Annotated in this window: 20 protein-coding genes and 2 tRNA genes; 17 read left to right on the top strand and 5 right to left on the bottom strand. The window is 63.7% G+C overall.

The window, feature by feature from the left end; all coding sequences use genetic code 11:
• Positions 1–84 precede the first annotated feature (84 nt).
• The gene (locus A9K71_RS20165) at positions 85–1542 is read right to left on the bottom strand and encodes an NAD-dependent succinate-semialdehyde dehydrogenase (protein ID WP_066999819.1); all 1458 of its coding nucleotides are present in this window, start codon (positions 1540–1542) and stop codon (positions 85–87) included.
• 152 nt (positions 1543–1694) lie between these two features.
• Entirely contained in the window at positions 1695–2645 is a 951-nt protein-coding gene (locus tag A9K71_RS20160) for an AEC family transporter (RefSeq protein ID WP_066999816.1), read from the bottom strand.
• A 164-nt stretch (positions 2646–2809) separates the two neighbouring features.
• Between A9K71_RS20160 and A9K71_RS20155 the strand changes: the two genes are divergently transcribed.
• The 9 genes from A9K71_RS20155 to A9K71_RS20115 all read left to right on the top strand — a co-directional run bounded on the left by A9K71_RS20155 (position 2810) and on the right by A9K71_RS20115 (position 10263).
• Positions 2810–3358, top strand: a complete 549-nt coding sequence (locus A9K71_RS20155; protein WP_066999807.1) for a histidine phosphatase family protein — start codon at positions 2810–2812, stop codon at positions 3356–3358.
• 221 nt (positions 3359–3579) lie between these two features.
• Positions 3580–3653, top strand: a tRNA-OTHER gene (locus tag A9K71_RS20150).
• Positions 3654–3722 (top strand) — tRNA-Met (locus A9K71_RS20145).
• Positions 3723–4074: 352 nt separating this feature from the next.
• Positions 4075–5220 carry a slipin family protein gene (locus A9K71_RS20140; RefSeq protein WP_066999804.1) on the top strand — a complete coding sequence of 382 codons (1146 nt, stop codon included), beginning with the start codon at positions 4075–4077 and terminating at the stop codon, positions 5218–5220.
• A gap of 175 nt (positions 5221–5395) precedes the next feature.
• A complete protein-coding gene (locus A9K71_RS20135; RefSeq protein WP_066999801.1) occupies positions 5396–5677 on the top strand; it encodes an acyl carrier protein in 282 nt (93 codons plus the stop codon).
• Positions 5678–5723: 46 nt separating this feature from the next.
• Positions 5724–6914, top strand: coding sequence for a beta-ketoacyl-ACP synthase (locus A9K71_RS20130; RefSeq protein WP_066999798.1), 1191 nt, complete (start codon positions 5724–5726; stop codon positions 6912–6914).
• A gap of 17 nt (positions 6915–6931) precedes the next feature.
• Positions 6932–8203: a beta-ketoacyl-ACP synthase gene (locus A9K71_RS20125; protein ID WP_066999795.1), complete on the top strand. Its 1272-nt coding sequence runs from the start codon at positions 6932–6934 to the stop codon at positions 8201–8203.
• Positions 8204–8241: 38 nt separating this feature from the next.
• Positions 8242–9270, top strand: coding sequence for a zinc-binding dehydrogenase (locus A9K71_RS20120; RefSeq protein ID WP_066999792.1), 1029 nt, complete (start codon positions 8242–8244; stop codon positions 9268–9270).
• Between the two features lie 6 nt (positions 9271–9276).
• Complete coding sequence (locus A9K71_RS20115; RefSeq protein ID WP_066999789.1) at positions 9277–10263, top strand: lipid A biosynthesis lauroyl acyltransferase; 987 nt, start codon at positions 9277–9279, stop codon at positions 10261–10263.
• A gap of 141 nt (positions 10264–10404) precedes the next feature.
• Here A9K71_RS20115 and A9K71_RS20110 read toward each other — a convergent pair whose 3' ends face one another.
• Both A9K71_RS20110 and A9K71_RS20105 read right to left on the bottom strand, forming a co-directional pair.
• Positions 10405–11250, bottom strand: coding sequence for a hypothetical protein (locus A9K71_RS20110; RefSeq protein ID WP_156752725.1), 846 nt, complete (start codon positions 11248–11250; stop codon positions 10405–10407).
• 193 nt (positions 11251–11443) lie between these two features.
• Entirely contained in the window at positions 11444–11875 is a 432-nt protein-coding gene (locus A9K71_RS20105) for a L,D-transpeptidase (protein WP_066999783.1), read from the bottom strand.
• A 255-nt stretch (positions 11876–12130) separates the two neighbouring features.
• Here A9K71_RS20105 and A9K71_RS20100 point away from each other — a divergent pair, with 255 nt between their 5' ends.
• The 5 genes from A9K71_RS20100 to A9K71_RS20080 all read left to right on the top strand — a co-directional run bounded on the left by A9K71_RS20100 (position 12131) and on the right by A9K71_RS20080 (position 18464).
• On the top strand, positions 12131–13408 hold the full coding sequence (locus A9K71_RS20100) for an acetylornithine deacetylase/succinyl-diaminopimelate desuccinylase family protein (protein ID WP_066999780.1): 1278 nt from the start codon (positions 12131–12133) through the stop codon (positions 13406–13408).
• 115 nt (positions 13409–13523) lie between these two features.
• Entirely contained in the window at positions 13524–15002 is a 1479-nt protein-coding gene (locus A9K71_RS20095) for an ABC transporter substrate-binding protein (RefSeq protein ID WP_066999778.1), read from the top strand.
• A 29-nt stretch (positions 15003–15031) separates the two neighbouring features.
• Positions 15032–15979, top strand: a complete 948-nt coding sequence (locus tag A9K71_RS20090; protein ID WP_066999775.1) for an ABC transporter permease — start codon at positions 15032–15034, stop codon at positions 15977–15979.
• Positions 15976–16845 (top strand): ABC transporter permease, encoded by an 870-nt coding sequence (locus A9K71_RS20085; RefSeq protein ID WP_066999772.1) that lies wholly within the window; start codon positions 15976–15978, stop codon positions 16843–16845. Before A9K71_RS20090 ends, A9K71_RS20085 begins: the two co-directional genes overlap by 4 nt.
• Positions 16842–18464, top strand: a complete 1623-nt coding sequence (locus A9K71_RS20080) for a dipeptide ABC transporter ATP-binding protein (RefSeq protein WP_066999769.1) — start codon at positions 16842–16844, stop codon at positions 18462–18464. The genes A9K71_RS20085 and A9K71_RS20080 overlap by 4 nt, the downstream gene beginning before the upstream one ends.
• Before the next feature lie 15 nt (positions 18465–18479).
• Here A9K71_RS20080 and A9K71_RS20075 read toward each other — a convergent pair whose 3' ends face one another.
• On the bottom strand, positions 18480–18905 hold the full coding sequence (locus tag A9K71_RS20075; protein ID WP_066999766.1) for a TerB family tellurite resistance protein: 426 nt from the start codon (positions 18903–18905) through the stop codon (positions 18480–18482).
• Positions 18906–19017: 112 nt separating this feature from the next.
• On the opposite strand from A9K71_RS20075, the gene A9K71_RS20070 reads away from it, so the two are divergent.
• The 3 genes from A9K71_RS20070 (at position 19018) to A9K71_RS20065 (ending at position 20998) form a co-directional block, all read left to right on the top strand.
• On the top strand, positions 19018–19803 hold the full coding sequence (locus tag A9K71_RS20070) for a TSUP family transporter (RefSeq protein WP_066999763.1): 786 nt from the start codon (positions 19018–19020) through the stop codon (positions 19801–19803).
• Positions 19804–19855: 52 nt separating this feature from the next.
• Positions 19856–20026, top strand: a complete 171-nt coding sequence (locus A9K71_RS30680; RefSeq protein WP_082980616.1) for a hypothetical protein — start codon at positions 19856–19858, stop codon at positions 20024–20026.
• A 138-nt stretch (positions 20027–20164) separates the two neighbouring features.
• The gene (locus A9K71_RS20065) at positions 20165–20998 is read left to right on the top strand and encodes a helix-turn-helix domain-containing protein (protein ID WP_066999761.1); all 834 of its coding nucleotides are present in this window, start codon (positions 20165–20167) and stop codon (positions 20996–20998) included.
• Positions 20999–21065 lie beyond the last annotated feature (67 nt).

Raw genomic sequence — 21065 nt, 5'->3', positions numbered from 1 at the left:
AAACGTCAGTTCATTGATCTGTGGGCTACGCCGGCCGTCTCCGGCAAGGGCAGGCCTGATGCCTGCCCCACCAGTCGAGCGTCGTCAGAGGCCGAGGCCGCCGAGGCAGACATATTTGGTGTCGAGATAGTCCTCGATGCCCTGATGTCCGCCTTCCTTGCCGAGGCCCGATTCCTTGACGCCGCCGAACGGCGCCTCGGGCGTGGTGATCAGGCCTTCATTGACGCCGACCATGCCGTATTTCAGCCCTTCCATGACGCGGAAGGCGCGGCCGAGATCGCCGGTGTAGAAATAGCAGGCGAGGCCGAACTCGGTGTCGTTGGCCAATGCGATCGCTTCTTCCTCGGTCTCGAACTTGAACACCGGGGCGACCGGCCCGAAGATCTCTTCCTTCATGAAGCGCATCTTGGGCGTGGCGTCGGCGATGACCGTCGGCTGGAAGAACGAGCCGCCGAGCGCATGGCGATTGCCGCCGGCAACGACCTTGCCGCCCTTCGAGGTGGCATCGGCGATCAGTTCCTCGACCTTCTCGACCGCTTTCTCGTCGATCAGCGGCCCCTGCTGCACGCCTTCTTCCAGGCCGGAGCCGACCTTCAGACTGTTGCTGGCAGCGGCCAGCTTCTCGACGAACTTGTCATAGATACCCGCCTGGACGAGGAAGCGGTTGGTGCAGACGCAGGTCTGGCCGGAATTGCGGTACTTCGCGGTGATGGCGCCGGTGACGGCGCGATCGATGTCGGCATCGTCGAAGACCAGGAACGGAGCATTGCCGCCGAGTTCCATTGACACTTTCTTGACCGTCGTCGACGACTTCTGAATCAGGATCTTGCCGACCTCGGTCGAGCCGGTGAAGGTGATCTTCTTGACCAGCGGGTTGGCGCAGATCTCGTCGCCGATCTCGCCTGCCGAACCGGTCAGGATGTTGATGACGCCCTTGGGGAAGCCGACCTCTTCGGCGAGCGCGCCCCAGGCGAGGCCCGAATAAGGCGTCTGCGAGGCCGGTTTGACCACGGCCGTGCAGCCCGCGGCCAGCGCCGGTCCGAGCTTGCGGGCGAGCATCGAGGACGGGAAGTTCCATGGCGTGATGGCGGCAATGACGCCGACCGGCTCCTTCGTCACCAGGATGCGGCGGTCGCCCCAGGGCGACGGCACGATGTCGCCATAGGTGCGGCGGCCTTCCTCGGCGAACCACAGGATATAGCTCGCGGCCGAGCCGATCTCGCCCTTGGATTCGAACAGCGACTTGCCCTGCTCGATGGTGAGCAACTCGGCCAGCACGTCCTGATTGTCCATCATTGCGTCGTGCAGCTTGCGCAGAAGTTTCGAGCGCTCGAGCGCGGTGGTCTTGCGCCAGCTCTTGAATGCTTCATCGGCGGCCTCGATGGCGCGGCGGGTTTCGGCCTTGCCGGCCTTCGGCACGGTGCCGATCTTCAGGCCGGTCGCCGGATTGTTGACGTCGATGGTCTGCCCGCTGTCGGCCTGCACCCATTCGCCGTTGATGAGATTGGCCTGGCGCATGAAATGACTGGTTTTCTGAAGCATGGTCTGGCCTCCGTTTCGGCGCGCTGATCGGCCGTTTTTCTGGATATTCGGGGGCGTGCAAGGCTGCACGCCGGCGCATTGCTCTTACCTAGGGAAAGCCCGGCAAGCAATCACAAGATGGCATATGGGGGTTGGGCCAGCAAAAACGAGCGCTAGCCGAACACGTGCAGGACCACCGTCAGCCAGAAGGATGTGGTGAGCACCGCGCTGGCCGTGGCGATCGTCATCTGGTTGGACGCCAGCGCCTGGCCGGTGTTGAATTGGACGGCGATGAGATAGGAATTGATGCCGGAAGGCAGTGCCGCCACGACGACGGCGACCTTTGCCGTCAGCGGCGGCAGGCCGAGCAGCCAGACCGCGAGCAGCACCAAGGCCGGCATCAGGAAGAGTTTCAGCGCCGACAGCGCGAGCGCCGGGCGGATGTTGCCGGATATGCCGAAGCGGCACAGGCTGAGCCCCATCGCAAACAGCGCCACCGGCCCGGCCGTATCGGCCAGAGCGTCGACCAGCCGCCCGATCAGCGGCGGCATCGGCGCGCCGGTGAAGCGCCAGGCGAGCCCCGCGAGAATGCCAACGATAAGCGGGTTGACGAACAGCCGCCTGAGGAAATTCCGGATGACGCGCAACGGATGCACGGACTCCTCGCCGCGACGGCCGAACATCTCGAACAGCACGATTGACGCCATCATCATGACAGGCAGGTGGATCGAGACCAGCAGCGACAGCACCTCGAAGCCGCTGGTGCCGAATATGCCGAGGATGAAGGGCGCGCCAAGCAGCACGACATTGGAATAGGCCGAGGACACGCCGCCGACGATGCCGGCACGGGCATCGCGGCCGAAGAGCCGCGTCATGACCAGGTGCCCGGCGGACCAGGTGATGGCAACCGCCGCAAAATAGGCGCTCCACAGCGACCATGGCGCCACGCCATGGAAATCGGACTGCACCATCGTCTGGAACAAGAGCAGCGGCATAGCCACGTTGACGGCGAACTCGGATATGCCCTCACCACTCACCGGCTTCAGATAGCCGGTACGGCCGGCGAAATAGCCGAGCGCAACGAGACTGAAGACGAAGAGGACGGTTTCGGTGAGCGGCGTCATTGTTCGGGCGGAGACATCTTTCCCGTGATAGGCAAGCCCCGAGCGCTGTGCAATCGGCCGTTCTCCGGCCGACCGTTGGTCCTCTGCTTGTTTTTCAGCCGGCTTTGCGGTCCCTATATGCCGATCATGGCCCCGGCCTCTCCCGGCCGCCATAAGGACTTCACATGCTGCGACTTGCCCTGGCGCTTTTCCTGCTTGCCGTTCCCACCCTCGCCCACGCAACCGACGCCGGCTGGGCGCTGCTGCGCGATGGCGGCCATATCGTCCTGCTTAGGCATGCCTTCGTCACCGGGACCACCGATCCGGCGAATTTCGACATCGGCAATTGCGCCACCCAGCTCAACCTGTCCGAGCGCGGCAAGCAGCAGTCAAGCCGCATCGGGGCGCTGTTTGCGGCGCGCGCGGCGCCCATCGAGCGTGTGCTCTCCAGCCGCTACTGCCGCTGCCTTGACACCGCCCGCATCGCTTTCGAGGCCGAACCGAAACCATTTGCGCCGCTCGACTTGCTCAAGACCGATTCGGCTGAGAAGGCCGCTCAGATGGAGGCGGTGATGAAGGAGATCCGGGGCTATTCCGGCTCTGACAATCTGGTGCTGGTCACGCATCTGGAAAACATCCAGGCGCTCACCGGCGTCTCGCCGCGCGAGGGCGAGGCCGTGGTCGTGGCGCCTAATGGAGACGGCCTCAAAGTGCTCGGCCGCGTCACCTTCTGACGGCATAGGTCTGCCCAGCTCAGCACTGTGGCCGAAATGCCACAGCCGCAAGAAGCCGCAAGCCCCCGCGATAATGCCGCTTGCGACAAGCCGTCGCAGGGTCTATAGGCGCGCTCCCGGTCACGAAAACCGAAGCGAGCACAACGGTTGGAGCTTTCGTCTCCGCCCGCGCAGCCGGCTTTGCCGCGCTGTGTACGGCGCCGTTTCGGAGTGTTGGGATCGCCGATGTAGCTCAGAGGAAGAGCGCCGGATTTGGGTCCGGAGGTCAGGGGTTCGAGTCCCTTCATCAGCACCACGGATAGCTCAGTTTGGTTAGAGCGTCAGACTCATAATCTGATTGTCGAAGGTTCGATTCCTTCTCCAACGGCCTGTTAAGCCGACACCTTTGGGTGGTGTTATCCAAAACGGTCCGGGGACCGGAATGCAGAAGACCTGACGGACGGCTAAGCCTTCGGGCCGATGCCGTATCGAACGGTCCGATGCCATCGGCTCGCGGCCAGGCTCGCGGCGACGATCAAGGCGCGGCAATGCCGGCAAAGGAGCCTTCGGGCGCCGGCGCCCGCCTTGCCGCCCCGCGATCCGCTCCCGAAGGCCCGCCTCTGGCGATGCCACCGGTCTCCGGATCATCCGTGCCGGGAAACGAAACGAGAAACGAAAGGACGATCGACGCATGACGTGACGCCTCGCATGGGGCCATGCCCGACAGGAGTAAGACAATGAAGACCATTCTCGAAAAGGTTCTGGGACGCCAGCGCGTCCTCGTGAAGGAAAATGAACGTGCCGTCGCCCTCTACAAGGGCGAGATCCAGGCTGTCCTGATGCCGGGCGAACATTGGCTCGACAACCGGCGCGGAAACCTGGAAATCTCCAGGCACGACCTGAAGAACCCGGAATTCGTTTCGGCCTACGAGAAGGCATTGTTCGACAAGCTCCCGGATGCGGCCGCGCGTCACTTCACCGTGGTTCGCACCGGGCGCACCGACATTGCCGTGATCGAGCGCGACGGCGCCCTTCATGCCGTTCTCGCTCCGGATCGCAAGCTCGTGCTGTGGACGGATGCCGGCCCGTGGACGGTGACCTCCGTCGACACGGCGGCCGATCTGGCCGTCGATCCGGCCTTGATGCGCCGGATCGGCCAGGACCGAAAGACGGAACACATGTTCCTGCATCCGGTCGTGGACGGGCAGGTCGGTCTGCTGTTCGTGGACGGCGTCTACACCCGCACGCTTGCCGCGGGTGTGCACGCCTTCTGGAATGTCGGGCGCATGGTCCAGGTGAAGGTCGTCGACCTCAAGCGGCAGTCGCTTGATGTCGCCGGGCAGGAAGTGCTGACCAAGGATCGCGTGACGATCCGCGTCAACATCGCCGCCGAATACCGGGTCGTCGATCCGGTGACGGCGGTGAGCACGGTGAAGGACTTCTCGGAAGCCCTCTACCGCGCCCTGCAGTACGCCTTCCGCAAGACGCTCGGGGCGCTCACCCTCGACCAGATCCTCGACAAGAAGATCACGGTCGATGAGGAGGCAGCCGCCAAGGTGCGTTCCGACATGGCCGCGATCGGCCTCGAGGTCAGCGATATCGCGCTTAAGGATGTGATCCTGCCGGGCGAGATGCGCGAGATCCTCAACCAGGTGGTTTCGGCCGAGAAGCAGGCCGAAGCCAACGTCATCCGCCGCCGCGAGGAGACGAACGCCACGCGTTCGCTGCTCAACACGGCCAAGGTGATGGCCGAGAATCCGGTGATGCTGCGGCTGAAGGAGCTTGAGGCTCTCGAGGCTATCGCCGGCAAGGTCGAGCGCCTGACCGTCCACAACGGGACGGGCGGGCTGCTCAACGATCTGGTCAAGCTCCGCGAAGGCTGAGCTTATGCAGTAAAATGGGAAGGGCCGCCAGCAACCCGGCGGCCCTTCTTGCGTGCAGAAAGCCGGCATCCCATCTGCGCGCGGCGTGTCAGGCCTTTTCCTGCCCGGAAAAACCGATTAGACAGCGCCCAAACAAGATGCGGACAGATTCCGCCCGCAACCGAAGGAAGAGCCCTTGTCCACCACGTTCGAGAAAGTCGCCAAGATCATTGCCGACACCAGCGAGATCGATATCGACACCATCACCCCCGAAAGCCATACCATCGACGATCTCGGCATCGACAGCCTCGATTTCCTCGACATCGTCTTTGCCATCGACAAGGAATTCGGCATCAAGGTGCCGCTCGAGAAGTGGACGCAAGAGGTCAATGACGGCAAGGCTTCGACCGACGACTACTTCGTCATGCAGAACCTGTGCGCCAAGATCGACGCGCTGGTCGCGGCCAAGGCCGCCTGACGAGCGCGACCTTGCCCCGCCTCCAGCCTGACCAGCAAAGCCGCTCATGAGCAGCCCGCGCGACGTCGTCATCACCGGTATCGGCCTTGTCTCTTCGCTGGGAGAAGGGCCGGACGCGCATTGGCAGAAGCTGACCCGGCCGGGCGTTGAGCCGGTGCTCGATGCGACGCGCTTTGCGCCCTACACAATTCATCCCCTGCCCGAGATCGACTGGAACCTGCAGATCGCCAAGCGCGGCGACCAGCGCCAGATGGAAACCTGGCAGCGGCTCGGCACCTATGTCGCCGGCCTGGCGCTGGACGACGCCGGGATCAAGGGCAATGACGAGCTTTGCGCGACCATGGACATGGTTGTGGCGGCCGGCGGCGGCGAGCGCGACGAGGCCGTGGACAGCGCGATACTCGCAGCATCCGAGAGCCGCAACGACCGCGACGTGCTGCTCAACGAGAAGCTGACCACGGAGTTGCGGCCGACGCTTTTCCTCGCCCAGCTTTCCAATCTGCTCGCCGGCAACATCTCCATCGTGCACAAGGTCACCGGCTCGTCTCGCACCTTCATGGGCGAGGAAGGCGCCGGCGTCTCGGCGGTTGAGACGGCCGCCGCGCGCATCCGCTCGGGCCAGTCGACCCATGTGCTGGTCGGCGGCGCGTTCCAGACCGAGCACTCAGACATGCTGCTCGGCTATGAACTCGCCGGCTATCTGCATCGCGGCCCGTGGAGGCCGGTCTGGCAAAGACAGGGCGCGGAAGGCGGCGGCGTGGTGACGGGCTCGGGCGGCGCTTTCTTGGTGCTCGAACAGCGCGAGCATGCGGAGAGCCGCGGTCGCAGGATCTATGCTGAGCTCGGTCCTGTGGTTTCCGGCCGGGCCCGGCGCCGGCGCGGCGAGCTGAATGCCGACATCGCCGCTTTGCTGAAGCAGGCGGGGCTGCCCGCCGGCCAATTGCTGACGATTTCCGGTGCCTCCGGCGCCCATGCCGCCACGGCGGCCGAAAAGGCGGCACTCGATGCCGACCCGGCGCTTGCAGTGCGCGCCTTCTCGACGCTCACCGGCCACATGAAGGAAGCGCAGTTCCCCTTCGCCGTGGCGCTTGCCGCGCTCGCCGTCGACCGCAAGGCTCCCTACCCTGTCTTCGATGCCACAGTGGAGCAGCCATTCGAAGGCGCCCCCAGCTCCGTCCTTGCAACGGCTATCGGCTATCACCAATTCGAGGGCCTGGGGCTGATCAAGGCCGCTTAGAGCGAGACAGACAGAACATGGCCAATCTCCGCGATCACATGGGCAGGCCGATCGTTGCCGTGACCGGCATCGGCGTGGTGACTTCGCTTGGCGTCGGCAAGGCCGACAACTGGGCGGCGCTGACCTCGGGAAAGTCCGGCATCCATCCGATCACCCGCTTTCCCGTCGATCATCTGAACACCCGCATCTCCGGCATGGTCGATTTCCTGCCGTCGAGCTCCAAGGGTGCCAGCCCCCTCACCTACGAGCTGGCCGAGACGGCCGCCCAGGAAGCGGTGTCGGAGGCCGGCCTCGATTCCGGCGATTTCGGCGGCCCGCTCTTTCTCGCCTCGCCGCCGGTCGAGCTCGATTGGGCCGACCGCTTCTCGCTCTACAATTCCGACAAGAAGGAAAGCGGTTCCGAGAGATTGCTGCGCGTGGCGCGCGGACTGAAGGAGCTCGGCATTTTCGAGACCACCCAGTTCGGCTCGATCGCCGATCGCCTGGCCGATCGTTTTGGCACGCGCGGCCTGCCGATCACGCTGTCGACAGCCTGCGCGTCAGGCGCCACCGCCATCCAGCTCGGTGTCGAGGCGATCCGCCGCGGCGAATGCGACAAGGCGCTGTCGATCGGCGCCGACGGCTCCGCCACGGCCGAAGCCCTGATCCGCTTCTCGCTGCTCTCGGCGCTTTCCACCCACAACGACATTCCCGAAAAGGCCTCGAAACCCTTCTCCAAGGACCGCGACGGTTTTGTCCTTGCCGAAGGTTCCGGCGCTCTGGTGCTGGAATCGCTGGAGGCGGCACTTACCCGGGGAGCCACCATCCTCGGCATCATGCGCGGCTGCGGCGAGCGCGCCGACGACTTCCACCGCACCCGCTCCAAGCCTGACGGTTCGCCGGCCATCGCCGCGGTACGCGCCGCCCTTGCGGATGCCGGCTTGAGCGAGGACGAGATCGACTACGTCAACGCGCACGGCACCTCGACGCCGGAAAACGACAAGATGGAGCATCTGTCGCTGTCGACCGTGTTCGGCGAGCGGATCGGCTCGATGCCGATCTCGTCGAACAAGTCGATGATCGGCCACACGCTGTCCGCTGCCGGCGCGGTCGAGGCCGCGTTCTCGCTGATGACCATGCGCGAAAGCGTTATCCCGCCGACCATTAATTACGACAATCCTGATCCGGCAATCGTGCTCGACGTGGTGCCAAACAAGAAGCGCAACGCCGAGGTCGGCACGGTTCTGTCGAATTCCTTCGGTTTCGGCGGCCAGAACACCTGCCTTGTCATGGCGCGGGAACCGGTCTAAGCGGACGTTTTCCCGCTTCCAAAGTACCGACAGGCCAAATGCGCGCATTGCAACTTATCGAGGACCGCCGCCTTGAAACGGTGGACCTTCCGCCTCCCCCGCCGCCTTCGCAAGGTGAAGTGACGCTCCGCATCAAGGCGGTGGCGCTCAACCATATCGACGTCTGGGGCTGGCGCGGCATGGCCTTCGCCAAGCGCAAGCTGCCGCTGGTCGTCGGCGCCGAAGCCTCGGGCGAGGTCGAGGCGGTCGGACCCGGCGTCTCCACCCTCCTGCCCGGGCAACTGGTGTCGATCTACGGCGCGCGAACCTGCGGGCTCTGCCGTGCCTGCCGCGAGGGCCGCGACAATCTTTGCGAGCACGTCTCCGGCGTCCACGGTTTTCATCTCGACGGCTTCGCGCAGGAAAAGATCAACCTGCCTGCCCGTCTCCTGGTGCCTGCGCCGCCCGGTGTCTCCGAGATCGGCGCTGCCGTCGCACCCGTCACCTTCGGCACGGTCGAGCATATGCTGTTCGACAACGCGAAACTGGAGCCCGGTGAGACCATCCTCGTCCATGCCGGTGGCTCCGGCATCGGCTCCGCAGCCATCCAATTGGCGAAGCGCATGGGCTGCACGGTCATCACTACGGTCGGCTCGAACGACAAGATCGACAAGGCGAAGGCGCTTGGCGCCGACCATGTCATCAACTATCGCGAGGATCGCTTCGAAGGCGTGGTGCGCAAGCTGACGAAGAAGAAGGGCGTCGATGTCGTGTTCGAGCATGTCGGCGCCGACACCTTTGCCGGCTCGATGCTGTGCCTGAAGCGCGGCGGCCGCCTCGTCACCTGCGGCTCGACCTCCGGCGTCTCGACGCAGGTCAATCTGATGCAGCTTTTCCAGCAACAGCTGAAGCTGCTCGGCTCCTTCGGCTGCCGCATGGAGAACATGGCCGATGCCATGCAGAAGATGGCGGCCGGTCTCGTCGCGCCCGTGATCGACACCGAAGTCGGCTTCGACGACATCGACGCCGCGCTGAAGCGCATGGAAGGCCGCGACGTCTTCGGCAAGATCATTCTTCGCGTTTCCTAAGACAAGATGGTCGGCAAGGTGCTCAAGAAAGCCCGCCGGGACTTCATGTTCCGCTATGGCCGGCGGCTACGCCAAATGGAGCACTGGCTGGTGGCGCGGCTTGCCATGGCGATCATCGGCCTGCTGCGCCTTTTGCCGCCTGACAGCGCGCTCAACTTCGCCGACCGCGTCGCCCGCCGCATCGGGCCGATGGTCGGACGGCACAGGGTAGCCGTCAACAATCTGCGCCTTGCCTATCCGCAAAAGAGCGATGCCGAAATCGAGGCCATCGCGTCCGACATGTGGGGCAACATGGCCCGGCTTGCCGCCGAATACATCTTCCTCGATGCCCTCTTCGATTTTGACCCGAATGCCGCCAAGCCGGGCCGGGTCGAGGTCAGCGGTATCGAGCATTTCGTCGAAATCGCAGGCGAAAAGAAGCCGCATATCCTGTTCACCGGCCATCTCGGCAATTTCGAGCTTTTGCCGGTCGCCGCCGCCACCTTCGGCATGAACATCACGGCGCTGTTCCGCCCGCCCAACAATCCCTACCTTGCCGACTACATCCACTCGACACGCCGCTCGAGCATGGGAGGCCTGCTGCCGTCCTCGACCGGCGCATCGTTCGCCCTTGCCGCCATCCTGGAAAACGGCGGCAATATCGGCGTGCTGGTCGATCAGAAATTCACGAACGGCGTCGAGACGACCTTCTTTGGTCGCCCCTCCCAGAGCAATCCCGTGCTGGGCATGCTCGCCCGCCACTATGACTGCGATGTCTATCCGGCGCGCTGCGTCAGGCTGCCGGGAAACCGTTTCCGATTGGAAATCGAAGACAAGCTCGACTTGCCGCGCACCGAAACCGGCAGCGTCGATGTTCACGCCACCACGCAGCTGCTCGCCGACGTCGTCGAGCGCTGGGTGCGCGAGGATCCCGGACAGTGGATGTGGTTCCACAAGCGCTGGGAGATGAGCGGCCGCCGACGTAAGCGGCGTGAGCAGGCCAAGGTCAGCTAAAGCGGCCGAGAACGTTCAGATCGCTTTCGTCTGGATCAAACGCTGAACCGCTTGGAAATAGCTTTCCCCTAGCCCTGTTGCGACCCATGCGCAACGCAAAGCCGCGAGGACTAAGTCCACGCGGCTCCAGGTTCAGCTGTCTCAAAGCGGAGCGGGGATGGTGAAGTTCGGCCGGAACGTATCCATCGTGGCACCGTTGCGATCCTCGGAAAGCAGTGTGTCCGAGCCGAAGCTTGCCCGCAGGCCGACCACGTATTTGTGGATGTTCACGCTGCCTGAAGCCTCCGAGAAGGTCAGGTGATCCAGCTGATAGCGGCCAAATACCGACCAAGGGGTCCCCGAGAACCGATAAGTAGCCTGCAATGCCGCCGTGACCGTATCGAAATGTCCGCCAACACCGGACAGCCGCGAGAAGCCGAGTTCACCGTCGAAGCGGAGATTGTCTTGCGCGAAATACCGCACGACACCCCGGCCGCCCCAATTGTCGAAATGTTCGGACTCGCCGCTGGCCCGCAACTGCCCGTAGTAGGCCTGCCCGTAGGTCGTCACGTTGCCGAAATAGGCCTGAGCCTCTGGACCGACAGTGAAGGTATAAAGGTCTAAGTCACCGATGCCGTTATCGCCGCCAAATCCGTTTATCGTCGCAAATCCACCCAGCGCATATGAGCTCGGATCGCGCCAGTAACCGTGGATCGCACCGCCGTAGCTGTAGATGTTCGTGCCTTCGACCCAAAGCGAATCGATCACCCCGTCAGTCTGGATGTTCCAGCGGGCGTCGATCGGGAAATTCACCCGAACAGCGCCGCCGGCAGTCGTGCCATCCGAGTCGTCCCCGGGGGTCGCGAAATAGAGACCTCCGAGATAGATTTCGCCATAACCTGATATATGCGGCTGCGCGAGTTCCTGGTCCAGAACAACGGGTGCATCGGCAGCAAAAGCCGAGGTTGCGGTTGCCGCGATCGCAGCGCTCAATAGAAATCGATACATTAAAGTCCCCAAGCAGCCAGAACAACGCTTCGTACTTATAACTGCGCAGTCATGCAAACCAGCTTCGGCGATGCTCGCGCTAGTATAAGCTGTTTGTTTTCGAAGCATGTGCGGCATTGCTGCAACGCTCCGAAAGGAGCAGGCGCAGCCATCAGATGCTGCCTGCGGCGTAGTCAGCCCTCTCCGGCCCGTTTCAATCGGTGACGACGATTCGCGTGTTGCCGTAGCCGGCTTCCTTCACCATCGAATAAAAAGTCGCGGCATTGGCCGTATGCAGGCGCACGCAGCCATGCGAGGCCGGACGCCCGAGATACTTCACGGCGCCGGTGCCGTGAATGGCGTAGCCGCCGCGGAAGAACACCGAATACGGCATCGGCGAATTGTCATACTTGCGCGAGTACCACATCCGCGCGGTCCATTGCGGCCGGTAGCTGCCGCGCGGTGTGAAGTAGCCCCTGCGGGCCGTCGATACATTCCAGCGATACAGCACCTGGCCGTATCTGCTGACGGTCATCGTCTGCGTCGAGACGTCGATATTGGCGACCAGCGAAGCCGCCCGGCTTGCGATCGACGTGCCGAGCAACGTGGTTGCCAGCACGGCCGCCATGAGGCTGGATTTTTTCATGCGATGAACCCCTTCGATTGCCCCCTGCCATCACGTGGTCTCTTTTCCATCATTTTTGCCGGCAGGTGCGTTAAGTACCACACACTCCTTGACAAATTCGCCAATTCGATTTCGCGAATTTGAATGATTTCCCGTCATAGTTGCTGGGCCGCCACCCACTCTCAACGGTTTAAGCGCGAGCCTGCCCTCAATCATTGTCCGGCAACCGCGAAAGGCAGCTTGCAAAAGCGCCGCGTTGCTTCTTCAATCGGCAGGATGAATGAACGACTCCTCCGGGCCGTCGATGACCGGGTCGACGACCTGATCGCGCTGACCGCCGAGCTCATCCGCTTTCCGACCGTCAATCCGCCCGGCGAGGCCTACCGGCCATGTGCCGAATATCTTGGCGCACGCCTCAAGAAGCTCGGCTTCGAAACCGAATTCATTCGCGCAGAAGGCACGCCCGGCGACACCGACCGCTACCCGCGCGTCAATGTCGTCGCCCGCTTCGACGGCCGCTCGCCCGGTGCCTGCGTCCATTTCAACTCGCATATCGACGTGGTCGAGGCCGGCGAAGGCTGGACCGTCGATCCTTTCGCCGGCCTGGTGAAGGAAGGTAGGGTCTACGGCCGCGGCGCCTGCGACATGAAAGGCGGGCTGGCGGCTTCTGTCATTGCCGCCGAAGCCTTCATGGAGGTCTACCCCGACTTTCGCGGCGCCATAGAGATATCCGGCACGGTCGACGAGGAATCCGGCGGGTTCGGCGGCGTCGCCCATCTGGCGAAGCTCGGCTATTTCTCGAAGCCGAAGGTCGACCACGTCATCATCCCCGAGCCGCTGAACAAGGACCGCATCTGCCTGGGCCATCGCGGCGTCTGGTGGGCCGAGATCGAGACCAAGGGCGAGATCGCGCATGGCTCGATGCCGTTCCTCGGTGACAACGCGGTGCGCCATATGGGCGCCGTCGTGCAGGCCTTCGAGGACGAGCTTTTCCCGGCGCTCGACCGCAAGGTGACGCGCATGCCGGTGGTGCCCGAGGGCGCCCGGCGCTCGACCATGAACATCAATTCCGTGCATGGCGGCCAGACCGAGGATTTCCGGCCGGGACTGCCCTCGCCCAACGTGCCGGATTCCTGCCGGCTGACCATCGACCGCCGCTTTCTGCTCGAGGAAGACCTCGCCACCGTCAAGGGTGAAGTCACCGGCATCCTCGACCGGCTGAAGCGCGAGCGAGAAAAGTTCGACTACGAGATCCGCGACCTGATGGAGGTGCTGCCGCTGATGACCGAGCGCGACGCGCCGGTGGTGAAAGCCGTCGCCAAGGGCATCATGGAAATCTTCGACCGCGAGCCGGAATACGTCATCTCGCCCGGTACCTACGACCAGAAGCATGTTGCCCGCATTGGCCAGATCTATGACTGCATCGCTTATGGCCCCGGCATCCTCGATCTCGCGCATCGGCCGGACGAATGGGTGGGCATCGCCGACATGGTGGACGCGGCCAAGGTGATGGCGATCGGCCTCGACGTGCTGCTGCGCGGTACAACCGGCTGATCGGGAAAAACATTTCCCTTGGCGCCACCCGGCAGCACGAAACGCAATTTACTCACAGGCCAAATCACGCTTCTATCCGCTGGGCTTGTCCGTTTGACCGCATGGGAGTTCGGCAATGAAACTGTGGAAGACCATTTTGGCCGCCGCTGTGCTTATTTTCGCTGCCGCCACGTCGGCATTTTCGGCCCGCACCGACCTCGTCATCGGCATTCCGCTCGAACCCCCGCATCTCGATCCGACCGCGGGCGCCGCCGCCGCCATCGACGAGGTGCTCTACGCCAATGTCTTCGAAGGTCTCACCCGCATCGGTCCGAACGGCGAGGTGATCCCCGACCTTGCCGAAAGCTGGACCATCTCGGATGACGGCAAGATCTACACTTTCAAGCTGCACACCGGCGTGAAATTCCACGACGGCAGCGATTTCAGCGCCGATGACGTGAAATTCTCTCTCGACCGTGCCCGGGCCGACAATTCGGTCAACGCCCAAAAGGGGCTGTTCGCGCAGATCGACAAGGTCGATGTCGTCGATCCGGCGACGGTGAAGGTCACGCTGAAAAACCCGCAAGGCTCCTTCCTGTACAATATGGGCTGGGGCGACGCGGTGATCGTGTCACCGAAATCGGCCGACACCAACAAGGAAAAGCCGGTCGGCACCGGCCCCTTCAAGTTCCAGAGCTGGGCCAAGGGCTCGTCGATCACGCTTGTGAAGTCGGATAATTACTGGGGTGCCCCGGTTGCGCTCGACAAGGTCGAGTTCCGCATCGTACCCGATGCCGCCGCGGCCGTGCCGGCGCTGCTTTCCGGCGACATCCAGGCCTTCCCCTTCTTCGATCCCGACAGCGTCGCTCAGGTCAAGGACGATCCGCGTTTCAAGGTGGTGATCGGCTCCACCGAAGGCGAGACGATTCTTTCGATCAACAACAAGAAGCCGCCCTTCGACAACCTCCAGGTGCGCCAGGCCATCTCCTTCGCGCTCGACCGCAAGGCGATCATCGACGGCGCCTCGGCGGGCCTCGGCGTGCCGATCGGCTCGCATATGTCGCCCGCCAACAAAGACTATGTCGACCTCACCGGCCTCTATCCGCACAATGTCGACAAGGCCAAGGAACTGCTGAAGGAAGCCGGCCTAGAAAAAGGCTTCAAGGCGACGCTGAAGCTTCCGCCGCCGTCCTATGCGCGGCTTGGCGGCGAGATCATCGCGTCCGAGCTGCGCGATGTCGGCATCGATCTGGAGATCATCCCCGTCGAATGGGCGCAATGGCTGGATCAGGTCTTCACCAAGAAGGACTACGACCTCACCATCGTCTCCCACACCGAGCCGAACGACATCGATATCTATTCGCGCAAGGACTATTACTTCAACTACGACAACCCGGCCTTCGACGCCATCATCGCCAAGCTCAACCTGACCTCGGACGAGGCGAAGCGGAAAGAGCTGCTGGCAGAGGCGCAGAAGATCCTGGCCGACGACGCCGTGGTCGGCTTCCTTTACGAGCTGCCGAAGGTCGGGGTCTGGGACGCGAAGCTGCAGGGCCTGTGGGAGAATGCACCGATTCAGGCCAATGACCTTACCAAGGTGAAGTGGACGGATTGACGGCCGGCGCGGTCGCCTGATCGCCTCCCATGGCCACCTATCTCCTCAAGCGCCTCATCATCGCGGCCATCACGCTGGTGCTGGCCTCGATGGTGGTGTTTGCGGTCATGGAAATCCTGCCTGGCGACCCGGCGCGCCTGATGCTGGGCTTCAACGCCAGCGCCGACCAGGTCGAGCTGTTGCGCAACCAGATGGGCCTGAACGCGCCGCTTGTCCTGCGCTACCTGCACTGGGCGGGCGGGTTGCTCAGCCTCGATTTCGGTCGCTCCTACACCTATTCGGTTCCCGTCATCGACCTCGTGGGTGAGCGCGTCGTCGTTTCTCTGCCGCTGGCGCTAATCGCGCTGGCGCTGTCGACCGTCATAGCCATTCCGGTCGGGGTGTTTTCCGCCGGCCGCCAGGGCCGGGCCGGCGACACAGTCGCCATGGGTGCTGCCCAACTCGGCGTTGCCGTGCCGAATTTCTGGTTCGCGCTGATGCTGATCTATCTCTTCGCCGTCTGGCTGCGGCTGGTGCCGGCGGGTGGGTTTCCTGGCTGGGGCGCCGGGATCTGGCCGGCGGTAAAATCGCTGCTGCTGCCGGCGGTGGCGCTGGCGCTGCCGCAGGCGGCGATCCTGGCGCGCGTCGCCCGCTCGGCGCTGATCGAGGTGCTCAACGAAGACTATATCCGCACCGCCCGCGCCAAGGGTCTGCCCTACCGCGCCGTGCTCTGGCGCCACGCGCTGCGCAACGGCATGATCCCGGTGCTCACCATTCTCGGCCTGCAATTCGCGTTCCTGCTTGCCGGCACCATTATCATCGAGAATGTCTTCTATCTGCCGGGGCTTGGACGGCTGGTGTTCCAGGCCATCACCCAGCGCGACCTGATCGTCGTCGAGAGCGTCGTCATGCTGCTGGTCGCCGCCGTGATCGCCGTCAATCTGCTGGTCGACTTCTCCTACGCCGTTGTCGATCCGCGGCTCAGGGGCCGGCAATGACGGTGCGCGTCGACCTGCCCGAGGAAACGCTTGCCGGGGTTCTGGCCAAAGCCTTCGGCAACCGCTCTTTTCTGATCGGCTTCGCCATCACGCTGCTGGTGGCCGCGATTGCGCTGCTCTCCTTTGTATGGACGCCCTACGACGTCACCAAGCTGGTGATCGCAGACAAGACGCAGGCGCCCTCGTGGACGCATTGGTTCGGCACCGACTATTTCGGTCGCGACATCCTTTCGATGATCATGGTCGGCGCACGCAACTCGATCGCGGTGGCGCTGGTGGCGGTCGGTATCGGCATGGGCATCGGCGTGCCGCTCGGCGCCTTCGCGGCGGCGCGGGGCGGCCTTGCGGACGAGGCGCTGATGCGCATCAACGATCTCGTCTTCGCCTTCCCGGCGCTGCTGTCGGCGATCATGATCACGGCCATTTTCGGCCCGGGCGCCGTCAACGCCATCATCGCCATCGGCATATTCAACATCCCGGTCTTTGCGCGCGTGGCCCGCGCCGGCGCCTTGGCGATCTGGCCGCGCGAATTCATCCTCGCCGCACGGGCTGCCGGCAAGGGCATGACGCAGATTTCTATCGAGCACATCCTGCCCAACATCGCGACACTGCTGCTGGTACAGGGCACGATCCAGTTTGCGCTGGGCATCCTCGCCGAAGCGGGGCTTTCCTATGTGGGACTGGGCGCGCAGCCGCCAATGCCGAGCTGGGGCCGCATGCTGTTCGACGCGCAGACGCGGATGGTGACGGCGCCGTGGATGGCGATCTTTCCCGGCATGGCGATCATCGTGACCGTGCTTGGGCTCAACCTGCTCGGCGACGGCATCGCCGACATCCTCGATCCGAAATCGCGGCGGCGGCGATGAGCCTGCTCCAGATCGAGAACCTGTCGCTTGTCATCGGCGGAACGCCGATCCTGAAGCAGGTCGAGCTTGCGATTGCGCCTGGCGAGGTGGTCGGCCTGGTCGGCGAATCCGGTTCCGGCAAATCGATGACGGCGCTGACGATCATGAGCCTGCTGCCGCATCTAGCTCAAGCCAGCGGACGCGTCACTTTCGACGGCATCGACCTCCTTGCAGCGAGCGAGGACCAGATGTGTGCGCTGCGCGGCGACGACATCGGCATGGTTTTCCAGGAGCCGATGACGGCGCTCAATCCAGTCAAGACCATCGGCGAGCAGGTGGCCGAGGGCATTCGCTGGCACACCAGGGCGGGCCGCGCCGAGGCCGAGGATCGAGCGCGAAAAATGCTCGACCGTGTCGGCCTGCCGGAAGCCAAGTTCCCGCTGTCGCGCTACCCGCATGAGCTCTCCGGCGGACAGCGCCAGCGCGTCGTCATCGCCATCGCCTGCGCGCTGAAGCCAAAACTGCTGATCGCCGACGAGCCGACCACGGCGCTCGATGTGGTGCTGCAGGCGCAGATCCTCGACCTGCTGCGCGACCTCGTCAGCGAGAGCCGCATGGGCCTGCTGCTCATCTCGCACGATCTCGCGGTGGTGACCGAGATGGCCGACCGTCTGACCATCCTGCGCCATGGCGAAGTGATGGAAGCCGGCGACACCGCGCGCACGCTGTCGGCACAACACCACCCCTACACGCGCGAGCTGGCGCTGGCTTCCATGCATGTGCCGGCGCGGCCCAAAAAACACCTTGCCGGTTCGGCAAAGCCGCTGCTCGAAGTCGAAGGCCTGAGCCGCGACTATCCGGGTCGGCGCAAATCCCTGTTCCGGGCGGCAGAGCCGATCCGCGCCGTCGACGATGTATCGCTAACCATCGAGCCGGCCCAGTCGGTAGCCCTCGTTGGCCGTTCCGGCTGCGGCAAATCCACGCTCGCCCGCATGATCCTGGCACTGGACAAGTCGACGGCGGGCTCAATCCGCTTTCGCGGCGAGACCATCACCGGCAAATCAGAGGCCGAGCTGAAGCCGGCCAGGCGCGACATGCAGGTTGTCTTCCAGGACCCTTACGGCTCCTTCGATCCACGCCAGAAGGTCGAGAAGCTGGTCGCCGAGCCGTTGCATCTTCTCGAGACCCAGCCGTCGAAAGCCGAGCGGCGCGAGTTGGTCGCGCATGCGCTGCATGAGGTCGGACTCGGCCCGCGCGACATGGACAAATATCCGCATGAATTCTCGGGCGGCCAGCGCCAGCGCCTATCGATCGCCCGCGCCATCATCACCCGCCCGAAACTGGTCGTCGCCGACGAGCCGGTCTCGGCGTTGGATGTGTCGATCCGCGCCCAGATCCTCGACCTCTTCGCCGAGCTTAACCAGAAGCTCGGCATCGCCTATCTGTTCATCACCCATGACCTGACGGTTGCCCGCGCCATGTCGGACGAGGTGCTGGTCATGCATGAGGGCAAGATCGTCGAGCGCGGCAGGACGGCCGATGTGCTCGACAGCCCGCGCTCGGAAGCCGCGCAGGCGCTGGTCGCGGCGGCGCCGGACCTTCACCGTGCCATAGCGCGACGCATGCAGGAACAAGGGTAAGCGGCGAGCCCGCGCTCAGCCCTCCGGTTTGACCAAATCCACCGGGCTGATGTCGAGCAGGTCGAGCGTGCGACGCAGCAGCTTCACCTCGCTCTCGGCAAGCTTGGAATCCGCCTTCGCGATCTCGGCCATGTGGCGCGCAAGCAGCTTTCGCCGCTCGACATCGAGGTCGCGGAACAGCGCGATCGCTTGTGAACCGTTGGTCTCGTAGCCGTAGTCGTTGAGATATTCGACGACGCTGTCGATCGAGGCTTCGGGAATGCCAAAGGCTTCCTTGCAGATGTGCCGGAAGGCGACCATCTCGCTCTCCGACACCGCGCCGTCGGCCAGGATCATCCGGAACAGCATCAGAAGCTCGGCCGACAGCACCGGATCGTCCGCTACCTTGCGTACGCCCGGGTCGCCGTCGAAGATCGAGCGTATCTGGTCGAGCAGCGCCATCGCCGTAAGCCTCCCTTTGCGATTCCGTTGAAATTGTTAGCGTGGAATCGGTCTTGCGCAAACTGTCTAAGCATGATGGAAGCAGCCGTCCCCCGCCTTGACCCACAGCCCGATGATCGACCTTACCTTGCAGACTGTCTTCATGCTCACCGCAGCCGCTTTCGCGGCGGGCTTCGTCGACTCGATCGCCGGCGGTGGCGGCCTGATCACCATCCCGGCGCTGCTCCTGGCGGGCTTCTCTCCGGTGGCAGCGCTCGGCACCAACAAGCTGCAGGGCATGTTCGGGTCCGGCTCGGCCACGATCCATTATGCCGCCAATGGCCAGGTCGATCTGCGCCGACAACTGCCTCCCGCGCTGCTGGCGCTGGTTGGCGGCGCCATCGGCGCCCTGCTGGCGACGATCGTGCCCGGCGACTTCCTGCGCGCCCTTTTGCCGGTTCTCCTGATCGCGATCGCTCTATACTTCGCGTTCAAACCCAACATGAACGACGTTGACCGCGCAGAACGTCTGTCGCCGCTCCTATTCGGCCTAACGGTTGTGCCTGCCATTGGCTTGTACGACGGTCTGTTCGGCCCAGGCACGGGCTCGTTCCTTATGCTCGCCTTCGTCAGCCTTGCCGGCTATGGTCTGCTCAAGGCGACCGCGCACACCAAGCTGCTCAATTTCGCCTCCAACATCGGCGGCTTCGTCGTCTTCGCCGCCGTCGGCGTCATCGACTGGAAGATCGGTCTGATGATGGGTGTCGCCCAGTTTCTGGGCGCCCGCCTCGGCGCAGGCCTCGCCATCAAAATCGGCGCAAGACTGATCAAGCCGCTGCTGGTGATCGTGTGTGTAGCGCTGGCGGTGAAGCTGCTTGCCGACCCGGCCAATCCCCTACGCCAACTCATTGGTGTGTGACTGTCCTGCTGGTAGAATTCGGGTGTTGCGAATCATGTTGGAGGGACCAGACATGAATCTTAGTGCGCCCACGCAGATCGTGTTCATTATTTCGTTGGTCATCGCCGTCATTGGCCTTCTCGCCGCTCTCGGCCTTCTTGCGTTCATTCCTCTCGCGTCGGTGTGGATCATGCTCATCGCCTATGTCGTGCTCGCCGGCGGCTGTCTGATGCGCGGCGCTTGACGCAATTCCAGGAAAAGTGTGCAGCGGTTTTCCGTCCGGAATTGCGTTAACCGCCAACACCAATCTCAGGCAACTCGGGGCGCCCGGCCTTGCCGGGCGCTTTTGATTTTTGCGAGCGTGTTCTGCTAGGCTCGCGGCATGTCCGACGAGACGGAGCGCCATCGGCAGGATACTCGCTCTCCCGCCCTCCATTTCGAGATGGTGCGGCGCAAACCCGCCGCTTCTCTCGCAGGCATCGTCACGGATATCTGCGGCTACCGGGAAATACGGCCAGGCCATTTCCGCATGGTCGAATATGCCTCGCTGACCGTACCGCTGGTGATCAGCTTCGCCGGAGCCTTCGCCATCGGGCTCGGCCGCAGCCCGGGCGACAACGATCGCTATGCCAGCTTCGCCGCCGGTCTCTATGCCGGCCCGGTCATGATCGAATCCTTCGGCGCCGCCTGCTGTGTCCAGGTCAATTTCACGCCGCTCGGCGCCAGGCAATTCTTCGGCCTGCCGATGAGTGAGTTGCGAGACCGCTTGGTCGGGTTGGACGATGCGATGGGCTTTGATGGCATCGCGCTGCGCGAACAACTCGGCGAAGCGTCGGATTGGGACAAGCGCTTCGACATTGCCGAGGGTTTCATCGCAGGCCGCCTCGCGGACGCGCATGCGCTTTCGCCCGAAATCGCCTGGGCCTACCGGACGGTCATCGCATCGGGCGGCCGCACCCGCATTTCGGCGCTCGCCAGCGAGATCGGCTGGAGCCGCAAGCATCTGGCGGCGAAATTCACCGACGCGATCGGCATCGGCCCGAAGACATTGTCACGCATCCTGCGCTTCAACCGCGCGCTGTCGCTGTCGAAGCGGCAGGACGACAACTGGGCCGGCATTGCCGCCGATTGCGGCTACGCCGACCAGGCGCATCTGGTGCGCGAATTCCGTCAGCTTGCCGGCGAAACGCCGTCCGGGCTCGCCGCACTGATCTAAGCCTCAGGCGAGGTAACATTTCTTCAAGACGTGGAAACCGCCTTCGCACAGACTGGCATTCATTCAA

The organism is Mesorhizobium sp. WSM3873, from assembly GCF_001672445.1.
GTDB lineage: Bacteria > Pseudomonadota > Alphaproteobacteria > Rhizobiales > Rhizobiaceae > Mesorhizobium.
The sequence above is the reverse complement of the archived record's forward strand: the minus strand, read 5'-3'. Positions and strand labels throughout refer to the sequence as shown.